The following is a 13,100-nucleotide window of genomic DNA, read 5'->3' on the forward strand; positions in this document are numbered from 1 at the left end:
AAATGATGAACATGAGTAAAACCATGCAAAGGTTTGAGGTCGACGGATCAACAATGGGAACACGTTTTTCCGCGATATTTGTTGCACCTGAAAACACCGATGTAGAAAAGATTATAAGTGCACTTCAATATGCTGTTGACCGCGTCGACAATCAAATGTCTACATGGAAGCCTAACTCAGATTTGATGCGAGTTAATCGCACGCCTATAAATACTTGGGTCGATATTCCACGGGAGCTTGCAGTAGTTCTAAACGAGGCACTTTATATCGGAAAACTGACCAAGGGTGCATTTAATATTGGCGTTGGAAAACTCGTTGATGACTGGGGCTTTGGGCCTAATCAAAAGGTAAATAGCGACCTCGTAAAGAACATTTTCGAGATATTGCCAGCGCACGAAATTCTAGAACTTGACTTGGATCAGTTCAAACTACGGAAACATGCACCAATTGATATAGACCTCTGCGGCATTGCTAAGGGTTTCGGTGTTGATGAAATGGCGCGAGTGCTACTTGAGTTTAATATCGAAAACTTCCTCGTATCTATTGATGGGGAACTAAAAGCAAGCGGCTTAACTCTTAATAACGAACCATGGTCAATTGGGATTGAGAAACCAGATTATAATCTGCGCGACACAGCACTTACGATAGAAGTAACGAACATAGCGCTCGCAACCTCGGGCAATTACCGGCATTTCAAACATGTAGGTGAAACCACTATCTCGCACAGCATAGATACAAAAAAAGGTAGGCCGGTACAAAACAATATAGCATCGGTTACCGTTGCGCTCGACCACGGCATCTCAGCAGACGCATGGGCGACAGCATTTCTTGTCATAGGTAGGGAAAAAGCTATCAAACTAGCCAATGAATTGCAGATTGACATTCTTATTTCTGAGAAAACAGATAATGTGATATCTTCATTTGCAACAGGTAAATTTCAAAGTCTAATTGATAATGTATCATGACGAATTCATTTTCTTGTAAACTTCCGCACTGGGTCAGCTTTTGATCACCCCGATTTGATTACTTATGTCTGCTATTCCTTTCATAAACCTGAAAACGGCCATTTGATTCCATCATTATATTTCCTTCATTTAAAACCAGGAGGAAAAATGATGGAAAATATCCAAATGAACCTAAATCTGTCTCGGCATATTCCATGGAATAGAGGAAAACTACTTGGCCAGAAGCCACCACTTCAACCAAAGCATATTTGGTCTATACGGACACAATTACAGCTTACTGGAAAAGTTCGGGATCTTGCCCTATTTAATCTCGCGATAGATAGCAAGCTTCGAGGTTGTGATGTGGTATCGATACTGGTCGAAGATGTAGCACCGCATGGATATGCAATTGATCGGGCGGCTGTTCGGCAGCAAAAAACAGGGCGACCTGTCAAATTTGAAATAACCGAACAAACAAGAACTGCACTTGATGTCTATATTTCCAAATTTAGCCTCAAAGAAGAACGATATCTCTTCAAAGGAAGACACGATCACCTAACAACAAGGCAATATGCTCGCCTCGTTGGCGATTGGGTGGAATTGGTTGGTTTGGATCGGAAAAGATTTGGTACCCATTCACTCAGAAGGACCAAAGCCGCGTTGATTTACAAAAAGACAGGAAACCTGAGAGCAGTCCAGCTTTTACTGGGACACACCAAAATCGAGAGTACCGTCAGGTATCTTGGTGTTGAGGTCGATGATGCACTGGAAATAGCAGAAAAGATTGAAGTCTGAACACAGAGGTGGAGCGGAAACGTTTCACCTCAACTGGTTTTCAATAAGATGTGCCAATTACAGACGTAATTAAGTTTATTCGAAAGTTTTTCTGGCGCTGGTAATAAAAGAGCGAACGGAAACAGAGTTTTCATTCTTGCGGCATGCAAGCAATATTGAAGCAGTCAATGGCGGATCAATGTCAATCGGGCGATAGCGAATATCTTCTGAATGTGCACTACAAAGTGATGCAGGAACGAAGCTTATTCCCATGCCGGTCGCAACTAGATTGAGCGCGGCGCCTACACGCGGGGCTTCCTGGATAATATTGGGTGAGGAATCGCTTTTATTAAGTGCTGAAATAACACTATCGTAAATCCCGGGACCTGCAGAACGTCGATAAAGGATCAGCGGGTGTTCGCCAAGTTGCGTTGCAGAAATTGTATCAAATACTAACAGTGGATGGCCAACAGGCATTGCTAACATGATTTCTTCGTCGGCTAGTTTATAAGTTTTAATATTATCGATATGGGAGATATTGGTTCTAATAAAAGCCGCGTCGAGTTTTTGTTCTGCAATATCGTGGACAAGTTCAGCAGACCCATCCTCCACAAGGTTCAACTCAATCCCGTTATTGTTTTCTCGGAAGTTCTGGATTGATAATTTGGTTGATGGGTGAAAGATCACAGAGCTGGTAAATCCGATTGTGACCGAACCCTGCTCGCCACGCTCGATGCGTTGTGTTTTAGAAACTGCGCGATCCAAATCATCAAGTAGCCTTTTTGTGTCTGAGTAAAAAGACTTGCCAGCTTCTGTCAAATCCACACCGCGTGGCAATCGACGAAAAAGTTGAACCCCAAGCTCTTGTTCGAGCGCCTTAATTTGCAAACTAAGAGGCGGTTGCTGCATATTGAGCTTTTCCGCAGCCCGGGTGATATGCTCTTCCTCAGCGACGGTTTTGAAATATCTTAGATGACGAAGTTCCATAAAGCATATCCAAAATATATGAATTTTACGTATTTCATATAATATCTATAATGAAAAATTTGTCTATGATCTGCCTTATAATCCTATCAAAAGGAGCTGAATATGCAGAGCAATACAACAACACCTGAAGAGTGTCTTGAACTTGCCAAGGCCGAGCTGAATGTGGCGCGAAAGATCTTGGCAAAAGAAATTAGTTCGTATCCAACGCCGATCGCTGTTTGTGATTGCCAGTTCAACTACCTTTTGGGGCAACGTCAGAAAATCGCATCGGCTCTTGCAGTTCTCGATGCTGAAACAACGGAACTCATTCAAAAAGGTCACTGAGACATAATGAAAATTGCTATTCTAGATGATTGGTTCGATACGCTTAAAAAGCTACCATCGTTTGAAAAACTAAACGAACATCACGTGACTGTTTTTAATGATCACGTCAAAGACATCAATATCTTAGCTGAACGCCTCGCAGACATTGATGCGCTTGTTCTTTTTCGTGAGCGTACGCAAATTGCAGCGCAATTATTAGACAAGTTGCCGAATTTAAAATTAATTAGCCAGCGTAGTGTTTATCCTCATGTTGATGTGGATGCGTGCACAAAAAACAACGTGCTTTTATGTTCAAATATGCATGCAGGGACGCCTTCATTTGCAACCGTTGAACATGTTTGGGCACTCATCCTTGCAAGCTACCGGCAGATACCTCAACAAGTCGCTTCTCTTAAAAACGGAGAATGGCAAATGGGGGTGGGCCGAACTCTTCAAGGTCGAACACTTGGGCTTTATGGCTATGGGCGGATCGCAAAAGGGGTTGAGCATATCGCACAAGCCTTTGGCATGAACGTGATCTGGTGGGGATCACAAAACGGTCAGCAACGCCTTAAAGATGATGGGAAAAACATCGCTTCATCGCGGGAAGATTTTTTCGCAAGACCAGACATAATTTCCGTTCATGTGCGCATGAAGCCAGAGACCAAAGGCATCATAACAGCTGATGATTTTTCAAGTATGCGCGATGATGCGGTGTTTATAAATACCTCGCGCGCGGGGTTAATCGAGCCAAACGCGCTGCTTGAAGCTCTTAGTAAAGGTCATCCTGGGACAGCTGCAATTGATGTGCTTGATAAGGAACCAATTACTTGGAAAGATGATCCGTTGGCCTCACATCCAAGTGTGATCGCAACGCCGCATATTGGATTTGTAACCGAAGATGAATACGAGCTGCAGTTTAGCGATATTTATGATCAGATTGTTGCTTATGCCAAAGGTGCTCCGATTAATATGATCAATCCTGAGGTATATCAAAATGACTAAAAACCCAGACATCATAGCAGACGTTATTGTTGTTGGTTCAGGAAATGCGGCTCTTTGCGCCGGGATTGCAGCCATAGAAAAAGGTGCGGATGTTTTAATCATCGAAAAGGCGAATGAGGAGCTTGCGGGTGGAAATTCGAAATATACCGCGGGCGCGATGCGCTTTGTTTATAATTCAAATCAAGACCTCTTGCCATTATTGAAATCTCCTGAAGATACGCGCCTGTCAAACACTGATTTTGGCTCATATACAGCTGACAAATTTCGTAACGACCTGCTTGGGTTTAATGATGGCCGCGCATTATCGGTTGAGCAAAATATCCTAATTGATCACTCATATGAAACCATGCTTTGGCTTGCGGAAAATGGCATTAAGTTTGAACCTATTTATGAGCGTCAATCATTTGAAAAAGACGGACGCTTTGTCTTTTGGGGCGGGTTAACGCTCGCAGCCGATGGTGAAGGTGTTGGTCTTGTCGACGCTGAACTTGAAGTGTTCAAAAACAAAGGTGGTCGCATTCGACATAATTGCTCGGGTGTGGAACTCATCATACAAAATAACACTGTAATTGGCATCAGAGTGGAAGATGAAAATGGTGTTCAAGACGAGTTATTTGCAAGTGCAATTATTCTTGGCTCTGGCGGTTTTGAAGCAAACTCAGAACTTCGCAAGAAATATATCGGTTCAGATTGGGATAAGGCGAAGGTTCGCGGCACCCCGCATAATACCGGCCAGGGGCTTAAAATGGCGCTTGAATTGGGCGCATCGGAATATGGGTTTTATAAGGGCTGCCACGCAACCCCGATGGATTTACATATGAAAAACTATGGAAATCTGGACATCCCGCATTTTGAGCGAAAAAACTATCGTAAGATCTGCTATTTCCTTGGCATTATGCTGAACGCTAATGGTGAGCGTTTCGTTGATGAAGGGATAGATTTCCGCAATTACACCTATGCCCAATTTGGCCGAGCAATCATCGAACAACCGGGGCATTTTGCCTGGCAAATCTTCGATGCAAAAGTCGATGACTTGTTATACGGCGAATATACTTTTCATGATGCGCATTTCGTTGAGGCGGATACGCTCGATGAACTGGTCGATAAACTCGATGGTATCGAAGATAAAAATGCTGCACGTAATACAATTGATAAGTTTAATAACGCCGTGGATCAAAACACGTCTTTTGATCCTACGATAAAAGACGGAAAATGCACACATGGTCTTGAATTAGCGAAATCAAACTGGGCGCAGGTTTTTGATAAGCCACCCTTTAAAGCCTATCCTGTTACCTGTGGGATTACGTTCACCTATGGCGGCTTGAAGGTAAACGAAAATGGCAATGTGCTAACCGAAAATGGTGAAATTATTGATGGGTTGTATGCCTGCGGTGAGCTGGTTGGCGGAGTGTTTTTTAACGGTTATCCAGGTGGGGCAGGCTTAACATCGGGTGCTGTATTTGGTCGTCGCGCTGGCTATGGGGCGGCAAAATCCATCTAGCCAAAGCATGCCTGATATATCAAAATCGCACACCTACTCACATGCAAATAATGCTATGTTCTTGGTGTATAGAAGGAAAGTAAAAATGAGACAGTTAAACTTCTTTAGTCAAATTAGAGCTGCTCAAAACATGACAAATGCATTTGAGCGAAACAGAAAATTTTCTTCAAAAGACCTTGAAACTTTGGGCCTCCCGTCAAAGCTTGCAGATCGTTTCCAGAAGTAAGTATTTCGCTTATTTGGGTTTCGGCAATATGATTGAGATGGTTTTTCCTCCACCGTTCTCACCAGCTTTATTGACGAGATAACCACCGTGATTCGCACTTACATCTTTGGCGATTGCCAAGCCTAATCCAGAGCCAGAATGAGCATTGTCATTTGTATAAAACGGTTGGCAATATTGGAAAAACTCTTCATCTGAAATCGGTTGGCCATCATCGCTAATTTGTATGAGAATATTGTCATTCTCAGTAAGCAACGAGACTGATACTTTTGCGTTGTGAGGCGAATATTTAACTGCGTTATCCATCAAGTTCACTATTGCTTCTCGGATGAGAACTTTATCGCCTTTTAGCCAAATTTCCTTCGCCACATCAGTTGAAAAGTCTTGATCTTTTTCAATCGCTTTTGGCGCAACAGAGCGTGCAGCGTCCAGCGTCAGCTCGGATAAATCAAACGTCTCGCCAGCGTCCTTTTCAATTGCATTTGCCCGCGCATTGGTCAGCATCTGGCTAACAAGTTCGCTAGTTTGATCACTCACGCTTACAACTTGCTTGAGGCTTTGATTTCTTGCTTTTCCATCTTTTGCCTGAAGCGCGACTTCTGCTTGCACTTTTAATGCTGCAATTGGATTGCGTAGCTGGTGGGCAGCATCGCCAATAAAACGCTCTCGGTTAGTTTTTGAACGCGCCACGCGCGCAAACAAATCATTCATTGATGCAACAATGCCTTTCAACTCAATCGGCATCTGGCGCTTTATCGGGGTTAAGTCGAGCGGCGTTCTAGTATCAATCGCTTGCTGTAGTCGTCTTAAGGGTTGAAGACCTTGGGTAACCGCAAACCAAACGATCACACCTGCGGCGATCACGAGAGCTGCAAGGCGGATGAGAGAACGACCAAACAAGCTTAATGTTAGATCAGCACGCTGAGTTGTTTCCTGCCATGTGGTGATCGTCGTCCAACCGTTCAGATCGCGCCCAGACAATAGCTGGCGCATGGTCGTCACACGAACTGTATTTCCCTGATAGCTTCCATCATAAAATATAGGGACACCATCTTCTAGTTTGATATTGCCGGGTAATCTGGGGTATCCGCTATAGCCAGTTACAAAGGCACCATTAGGGCCTAACATATGGTAGAAAAACTCATCGCCCAAATTTTCCGTAAGCACTTTAAGTGTTTGCTCTGCAAGCAGGGTTCCGTTGGATGCCACTACATTTTCTGAAATCGTCAGCATAGCGGCGAGTAGCGTTTTATCATGTAGATCATTTGAAATTTTTTGCGCAGAAACGAACGTTTCTATCGACACAATAACGGCCACTGCAGTGAGCGGAATAATCAACCACAATAATAATCGCCTGCGTATGGATGTCATGATGTTTCCCTAAAGCAATATCCAAGTCCGCGAACGGTTTTGATGCAAGAACCATAATCACCAAATTTCTTTCGAAGTCTGTGCACATAAAGTTCAACAGTACTGTCTTCGACATCCGCCCCAGCACCATATAAATGCGTGATGATCTGTTGTTTGGAAATCACATGCCCGCGCCGATTAAGTAAAATCTCGGCAAGCGCAAATTCGCGCCGCGGCAAATCCAATTGTTCTCCATGAAGGCGAATTTCGCGCGCAGTCACATCAAATTCAATTTCGCCGAAAGTTAGAACCTTGGCGATATCTTTTTCTGATCGTCTAAGCAGAGCACGGGCTCTTGCTTTCAGTTCAGCTAAATCAAATGGCTTGGTCATGTAATCATCAGCACCCAAATCTAGACCGCCAATTTTATCGTTGATTGTATCCTTTGCAGTGAGCATAAGAATAGGGGTTTGAATTTCGTGTCGCCTAAGTGAACTTAAAACATCAAGGCCCGATTTGCCCGGTAGATTGATATCTAGAATGATCAGATCAACGGTTTCTTGTGTAAGAAATTGATTTGCAGAAACCCCATCATGCAGCTCATCCACCCCATGGCCATCGTCGCGAAATGCACGCGCGATCCCATCCGCCAATGGCCTGTTATCCTCTACAACTGCAATTCTCATCGTCTATCCAATGCCAATTTAAAAAACTTTCCCCATTTAAAAAACTTTCATCGTGAAAGCTGAATGAAAGGTTCGCCATTTACTCATATGTTTGTCAACATAGTATTTGGGAAAATACAGTTGCCTGCGGTTCATTGCTTCATTGCGTAAGCCGTAGAGATAAATTCTTGGGAGGAATATATGAAAACTCTAACTAAACTTGCTTTGACTGCATCTGCAGCAGCAATGGCTTTGTCTATGGTAACATCAGCAAACGCGATGGATATGTCAGGCAAAACAATCGAATGGACAATTCCATTTTCAGAAACTGGTGGTTCGGCTAAGTGGGCAAATTTCTTTGCTCCGCTTTTATCAGAAGCATTGCCAGGTGCACCAACTGTTGTTGTTAAATTTATGCCAGGTGCTGGTTCAACCAAAGGTGCAAACTGGTTCCAGCAGCAAAAAGATGGTGATGGATCTGTTATGTTCGGCTCATCTGGTTCAACTCAATTCCCTTATCTTTTGGGCGATCCACGTGTGAAATACGAGTACAAAGACTGGAACCCTGTTATGGCAACAGGAACTGGCGGTGTTGCGTATCTAAACGCCGAAGCTGGCGCAAAATTTGATGGTTCAGCTAATGGTCTTAAAGACATGAACTTCATTTATGGTTCACAAGGTGCAACACGTCTTGATCTTGTTCCGCTTCTTGCTTGGCAAATGCTTGGCATGAATGTTGAGCCTGTATTTGGCATTAAAGGTCGCGGTGATGGTCGTCTAATGTTCGAGCGTGGCGAAGCAAACATCGATTACCAAACAACATCAGGATATCTTGGCGGTTCAGCACCATTGGTCGAAGCAGGCACTGCCGTACCGATGATGTCTTGGGGTTCATTAGATAGCGATGGCAATATTGTTCGCGATCCAACATTCCCTGATATGCCGACATTTAAAGAAGTGTGTGAAGCAACAGACGGATGTGAAACGTCTGGTGAAGCATGGGATGCATGGAAAGCGTTCTTTGTAGCAGGCTTCCCGTCTCAGAAAATCGCGTTCCTGCCTGCTGGTACAGATCAAGCAATTATCGATGCATTTGTAACAGCATTTGCTGCAGTGAAAGCTCGCCCAGACTTCGCTGAAATTTCAGCAAAACGCGTTGGCAAATATCCGATGTATGTGGGCGATGAGGCTGTAAAAGCTTTGGGCGTGGCAACAACAGTGCCAGATTCAGCGAAAGCCTTTGTGACTAATTGGCTCAAAGAAGCCTACGGTATTGAGCTGAACTAACAGCTTTAATTTTGGCTCTGTCGCTCACCGCGGCAGGGCCTTCATAAAATAAATTTGTAATCTATTGGAGGCCGGAATGGACGTCTTTACTCAGGCGTTACCAGCCCTTGGCGACGCATTTGCGCTCATACTTCAACCCATCGTACTGGGATATCTCATCCTTGGCGTGGTGATGGGTTTATGTATTGGCGTGTTCCCTGGATTAGGCGGGATCGCTGGATTATCTCTCTTATTGCCATTTATGTTCGGCATGGATCCAATCCTTGGTCTTGCGTTGATGATCGGCATGGTCGCTGTGGTGCCCACATCCGATACGTTCGCATCGGTATTGATGGGTATTCCGGGTTCTTCAGCTTCGCAGGCAACTGTGCTTGATGGATTTCCAATGGCCAAAAAGGGGGAGGCTGCTCGGGCGCTCTCAGCCGCGTTTGCGTCGTCCTTGTTTGGCGGATTGATCGGTGCCTCTTTTCTAACGGTCTTCATTTTGGTTGCGCGGCCAATTGTATTGTCTTTCGGCCTTCCCGAAATGCTGATGATCACCATTTTAGGCCTTTCAATGGTTGCTATTCTTGCCGGTAGGGTAGCGATTAAAGGCATAGCAGCCGCCGGTCTTGGTCTTGTTGTGGGCACCATTGGTGAAGCGGATGCAGGTGGTAGCTTGCGCATGGCAAGTTATGACATTCCATATCTCACTGATGGTCTAAAACTTGTCATCGTCGGCTTGGGAATCTTTGCTATTCCAGAAATCATTTCTTTGTTGAGACAAGACCGAGCGATCTCAAAATCCGCAACTTTGGGTGCGGGATGGTTTGAGGGCGTTAAAGACTGGTGGGCAAATATCTGGCTGTCGGTTCGCTGTTCTATCATCGGTGTTGTTGTTGGTATCATCCCAGGTTTAGGTGGATCGGTGGTCGATTGGATCGCCTATGGTCATTCGGTTCAAACCACAAAAGATAAATCCAACTTTGGCAGTGGCGAAGTCCGCGGTGTTATTGGGCCGGAAAGCTCAAACAATGCCAAAGAAGGCGGTGGGTTGGTCCCAACATTGCTATTTGGTATTCCCGGTTCAGGCTCAATGGCGATTTTCATCGGAGCGGTGGCGTTATTAGGTTCAGGTTCAATTGAAGTTGGCCCTTCAATGCTAAAAGACAATCTAAACTTCACCTATTCGATTGTTTGGCTGCTTGCACTTGCCAATGTTGTGGGAACGGTTTTGTGCATTGCCTCATCAGGGATGATCGCAAAATTAACGACCATCAGATTTACCCTGCTAGCACCATTTCTATTCATGCTGATCTCGTTTGCTGCGTTTCAATCAGGCCAAAACTTTGCCGATCTTGTTGCGCTATTTGCTATTGGTTTACTGGGAATTTTCCTTCGCCGATTTGATTGGTCACGCCCGGCATTTCTAATTGGATTTGTGTTGTCCAATCCAGTTGAGAAATTTACCAATCAGGCTTTCCAAATTGCACGTTTTCGTTTTCGCGAAAGTATGGAAGCTGGTCTTGAATATATCTTTAGCCCGATAGTTCTTGTGCTTTTGGTCATAACGGTTATTTCCATCGCAATTGGCATCCGTCAGGCAAAATCCATTTTGGCAGAGGGCGATGTGAAATCAGGTTCTAAACGTGCACCGTTTATTTTCCTCAGTTTGATCACGGCTTATTTCGTTGTCACATACTGGAATGCCTCGCTGATCAGTGACAGAATGATGGGGGACAAAATCATCCCGATGGTGATCTCAATCGTCGCGATTATCTGTTGTCTTGTTTTGATCGTTAAAATGATCCGACAGCCAGAAACAGATATGATTTTCGCTGACCGTGAGGCTGATGGAGAAGATGCGGAAGCTGCTCATGGTTTGTGGCCAACTTTGGCATGGTTTGCTGGATTACTAGCACTCAGCGGTTTATTTGGCTTCATCATTGCTTTGGGTATTTTCCTATTAAGTTTCTTTAAAATTCGTGCCGGTGAAACTTGGCGTAAATCTGTAATGCTGACCGTTATTGGTGTTGTGTTTATGTGCTTTATGGCATGGACGTTAAATCGTGATTTTCCTCCTGGTTTGTTGCAGGATTTTGTTGATCTGCCTTGGCCTCTTGGGAGCGCTTAGATATGAAACAGCGTGAAATTCCCTGTGTGCTAATGCGAGGAGGAACCTCCAAAGGGCCGTATTTCAATCGCAAAGATTTGCCAGAAGATCTGGATCAGCTTTCAGAGGTTTTAATCGCCGCAGTAGGCGCAGGGCATTCGCTGAACATTGATGGCATTGGTGGCGGCAGTGCCGTGACAACAAAAGTTGCGATGTTATCGCAATCTAATGATGACTGGGCGGATATTGATTATTTTTTTGCCCAAGTTTCGGTTGATGAAAGACGTGTAGATTATTCACCAACATGCGGAAACATATTAGCAGGTGTTGGACCTGCGGCTATCGAAATGGGTTTGATGCCCATAATGGGTGAGACAACAGCCGTTAAAATCCTAAGTACCAATACAGGCGCGCGCGTGGAAGCGATTATCGAAACTCCATCTAATAATGAAGTAGCGCATGTAAACTACCAGGGCGCGGCCAGCGTGAATGGTGTGCCGGGAACCGCAGCGCCAATTGTTTTGAATTTCAAGGATGTTATCGGGTCAAAAACCGGGAAATTATTTCCCACTGGCAATGCGATGGATATGATCGATGGTATTGAATTAACCTGCATTGATGTTGCAATGCCAATGGTTATTGGTCGTGCGACCGATTTTGGGATCACTGGTTATGAGACGCGTGAAGAGTTAGACAAAAACAAAAAACTGTTTGAATTATTCGAACCACTTCGCATAAAAGCTGGGGAACTCATGGGCCTTGGCGATGTGGGTAAATCAGTTGTTCCTAAGTTCGGTCTTCTGGCCCCACCAAAAGAAGGTGGTGCAATTGCCGCGCGCTACTTTATGCCATGGACGGCGCATCCCGCATTTGCGGTCACAGGTTCTATTTGCACAGGTTCGTGCTTATTAGCGTCCAATACAGTTGCTGAAGGTTTGGCCGTTACTCCAAATGAAAACCCAGCAAAAATAAAGATAGAACATCCAACAGGGTCAATTGATGTGATATTTGATTATGGCATCGACAAGCATGGATTTGAATTACATTCCGCAGGTCTGCTACGCACATCTCGCAAACTTTTCGATGGTAAGGTCTGTATCCCAGCTTATATTTAGAACTTAATTAGTTTTACGCACTATCTACGATCAAGAGTAAAATACGGCACTGTAAAGTTAACCAAGTATCGATCAAAATGTGGGATCTTTCTGGATGATCAAATTTGCCCGAGATCCTCTTTATCGTCGCCACCGCTTCCCATCTGAGGTGATTAGCCATGCCGTTTGGCTCTATTTCCGGTTTCCGCTCAGCCTGCGAATGGTCGAGGATATGCTGGCAACACGTGACGTCATTGTTTCTCACCAAACCGTGCGACTTGGGCTGATAAATTTGGCAGAGACTTTGCCAATGATATCCGCAAGCGATCCGCTGGTAAGTTTGGAGACAAATGGTATCTCGACGAGGTTGTTATCACCATCGGTGGGAGGAAACATTGGCTTTGGCGCGCCGTTGACCAAGACGGCTTTGTTCTTGATGTACTGGTGCAAAGCCGTCGCAATACCAAGGCTGCAAAGCGTTTGATGCGCAAACTCATGAAAGCGCAAAGGCGTTCTCCGCGTGTGTTGATCACCGATAAGTTAAGGTCTTATGGTGCGGCCAAACGAGAGATCATGCCGGGTGTCGAGCATCGTTCGCACAAGGGACTGAACAATCGGGCCGAGAATTCTCATCAACCGATACGACGGCGGGAGAGGATCATGAAGCGCTTCAAGTCAGCACGACAGCTTCAGCGTTTCGTTTCCATCCACGATCCGATTGCAAATCTCTTTCACATTCCCCGCCACGATATTCCATCCGACCGCTATCGCGAATTGCGAGCAACAGCCATGCAAGAATGGCGCAAAATCGCGCGTCTTCATGCTGCCTGATTTAAGGGTACTATCCCGAACTTTGGTTTCACAGCGTTAAGTTT

General features: G+C 44.8%; 12 protein-coding genes and 1 pseudogene. 10 read left to right on the top strand and 3 right to left on the bottom strand.

The window, feature by feature from the left end:
* Positions 1 to 11: 11 nt before the first annotated feature.
* Positions 12 to 965, top strand: coding sequence for an FAD:protein FMN transferase (locus tag G3W54_RS04260; protein WP_162651887.1), 954 nt, complete (start codon positions 12 to 14; stop codon positions 963 to 965).
* A gap of 147 nt (positions 966 to 1,112) precedes the next feature.
* Complete coding sequence (locus G3W54_RS04265; RefSeq protein WP_244627830.1) at positions 1,113 to 1,739, top strand: tyrosine-type recombinase/integrase; 627 nt, start codon at positions 1,113 to 1,115, stop codon at positions 1,737 to 1,739.
* Between the two features lie 75 nt (positions 1,740 to 1,814).
* On the opposite strand, the gene G3W54_RS04270 is transcribed toward G3W54_RS04265, so the two are convergent.
* Positions 1,815 to 2,705: a LysR family transcriptional regulator gene (locus G3W54_RS04270; protein ID WP_162651888.1), complete on the bottom strand. Its 891-nt coding sequence runs from the start codon at positions 2,703 to 2,705 to the stop codon at positions 1,815 to 1,817.
* A 102-nt stretch (positions 2,706 to 2,807) separates the two neighbouring features.
* Here G3W54_RS04270 and G3W54_RS04275 point away from each other — a divergent pair, with 102 nt between their 5' ends.
* From G3W54_RS04275 to G3W54_RS04290, 4 genes are all read left to right on the top strand, one after another.
* Complete coding sequence (locus G3W54_RS04275) at positions 2,808 to 3,029, top strand: hypothetical protein (protein ID WP_162651889.1); 222 nt, start codon at positions 2,808 to 2,810, stop codon at positions 3,027 to 3,029.
* A 6-nt stretch (positions 3,030 to 3,035) separates the two neighbouring features.
* A complete protein-coding gene (locus G3W54_RS04280; protein ID WP_162651890.1) occupies positions 3,036 to 4,013 on the top strand; it encodes a D-2-hydroxyacid dehydrogenase family protein in 978 nt (325 codons plus the stop codon).
* Positions 4,006 to 5,514, top strand: coding sequence for an FAD-dependent tricarballylate dehydrogenase TcuA (gene tcuA, locus G3W54_RS04285; RefSeq protein WP_162651891.1), 1,509 nt, complete (start codon positions 4,006 to 4,008; stop codon positions 5,512 to 5,514). The genes G3W54_RS04280 and tcuA overlap by 8 nt, the downstream gene beginning before the upstream one ends.
* An 85-nt stretch (positions 5,515 to 5,599) precedes the next feature.
* The gene (locus tag G3W54_RS04290) at positions 5,600 to 5,740 is read left to right on the top strand and encodes a hypothetical protein (protein WP_162651892.1); all 141 of its coding nucleotides are present in this window, start codon (positions 5,600 to 5,602) and stop codon (positions 5,738 to 5,740) included.
* Between the two features lie 9 nt (positions 5,741 to 5,749).
* Here the strand turns inward: G3W54_RS04290 and G3W54_RS04295 are convergent, their stop codons facing one another.
* Both G3W54_RS04295 and G3W54_RS04300 read right to left on the bottom strand, forming a co-directional pair.
* On the bottom strand, positions 5,750 to 7,108 hold the full coding sequence (locus G3W54_RS04295; RefSeq protein ID WP_162651893.1) for a sensor histidine kinase: 1,359 nt from the start codon (positions 7,106 to 7,108) through the stop codon (positions 5,750 to 5,752).
* Complete coding sequence (locus G3W54_RS04300; protein ID WP_162651894.1) at positions 7,105 to 7,773, bottom strand: response regulator transcription factor; 669 nt, start codon at positions 7,771 to 7,773, stop codon at positions 7,105 to 7,107. Before G3W54_RS04300 ends, G3W54_RS04295 begins: the two co-directional genes overlap by 4 nt.
* A gap of 180 nt (positions 7,774 to 7,953) precedes the next feature.
* Here G3W54_RS04300 and G3W54_RS04305 point away from each other — a divergent pair, with 180 nt between their 5' ends.
* The 4 genes and pseudogenes from G3W54_RS04305 (at position 7,954) to G3W54_RS04320 (ending at position 13,056) form a co-directional block, all read left to right on the top strand.
* The gene (locus G3W54_RS04305; RefSeq protein ID WP_174244207.1) at positions 7,954 to 9,039 is read left to right on the top strand and encodes a tricarboxylate transporter; all 1,086 of its coding nucleotides are present in this window, start codon (positions 7,954 to 7,956) and stop codon (positions 9,037 to 9,039) included.
* 76 nt (positions 9,040 to 9,115) lie between these two features.
* The gene (locus G3W54_RS04310; RefSeq protein ID WP_162651895.1) at positions 9,116 to 11,152 is read left to right on the top strand and encodes a tripartite tricarboxylate transporter permease; all 2,037 of its coding nucleotides are present in this window, start codon (positions 9,116 to 9,118) and stop codon (positions 11,150 to 11,152) included.
* A 2-nt stretch (positions 11,153 to 11,154) separates the two neighbouring features.
* Entirely contained in the window at positions 11,155 to 12,246 is a 1,092-nt protein-coding gene (locus tag G3W54_RS04315) for a 4-oxalomesaconate tautomerase (protein ID WP_162651896.1), read from the top strand.
* Positions 12,247 to 12,340: 94 nt separating this feature from the next.
* Positions 12,341 to 13,056, top strand: a pseudogene (locus tag G3W54_RS04320) (IS6 family transposase).
* The last annotated feature ends 44 nt before the right edge of the window (positions 13,057 to 13,100 follow it).

Source organism: Lentilitoribacter sp. Alg239-R112 (genome assembly GCF_900537175.1).
Taxonomy (GTDB): Bacteria; Pseudomonadota; Alphaproteobacteria; order Rhizobiales; family Rhizobiaceae; genus Lentilitoribacter.

Coding starts and splice junctions, on each gene's coding strand:
- G3W54_RS04280 (WP_162651890.1), top strand. CDS start 3,036: ATGAAAATTGCTATTCTAGATGATTGGTTCGATACGCTTAAAAAGCTA.
- G3W54_RS04290 (WP_162651892.1), top strand. CDS start 5,600: ATGAGACAGTTAAACTTCTTTAGTCAAATTAGAGCTGCTCAAAACATG.
- tcuA (WP_162651891.1), top strand. CDS start 4,006: ATGACTAAAAACCCAGACATCATAGCAGACGTTATTGTTGTTGGTTCA.
- G3W54_RS04315 (WP_162651896.1), top strand. CDS start 11,155: ATGAAACAGCGTGAAATTCCCTGTGTGCTAATGCGAGGAGGAACCTCC.
- G3W54_RS04265 (WP_244627830.1), top strand. CDS start 1,113: ATGATGGAAAATATCCAAATGAACCTAAATCTGTCTCGGCATATTCCA.
- G3W54_RS04305 (WP_174244207.1), top strand. CDS start 7,954: ATGAAAACTCTAACTAAACTTGCTTTGACTGCATCTGCAGCAGCAATG.
- G3W54_RS04300 (WP_162651894.1), bottom strand. CDS start 7,773: ATGAGAATTGCAGTTGTAGAGGATAACAGGCCATTGGCGGATGGGATC.
- G3W54_RS04270 (WP_162651888.1), bottom strand. CDS start 2,705: ATGGAACTTCGTCATCTAAGATATTTCAAAACCGTCGCTGAGGAAGAG.
- G3W54_RS04260 (WP_162651887.1), top strand. CDS start 12: ATGAGTAAAACCATGCAAAGGTTTGAGGTCGACGGATCAACAATGGGA.
- G3W54_RS04275 (WP_162651889.1), top strand. CDS start 2,808: ATGCAGAGCAATACAACAACACCTGAAGAGTGTCTTGAACTTGCCAAG.
- G3W54_RS04295 (WP_162651893.1), bottom strand. CDS start 7,108: ATGACATCCATACGCAGGCGATTATTATTGTGGTTGATTATTCCGCTC.
- G3W54_RS04310 (WP_162651895.1), top strand. CDS start 9,116: ATGGACGTCTTTACTCAGGCGTTACCAGCCCTTGGCGACGCATTTGCG.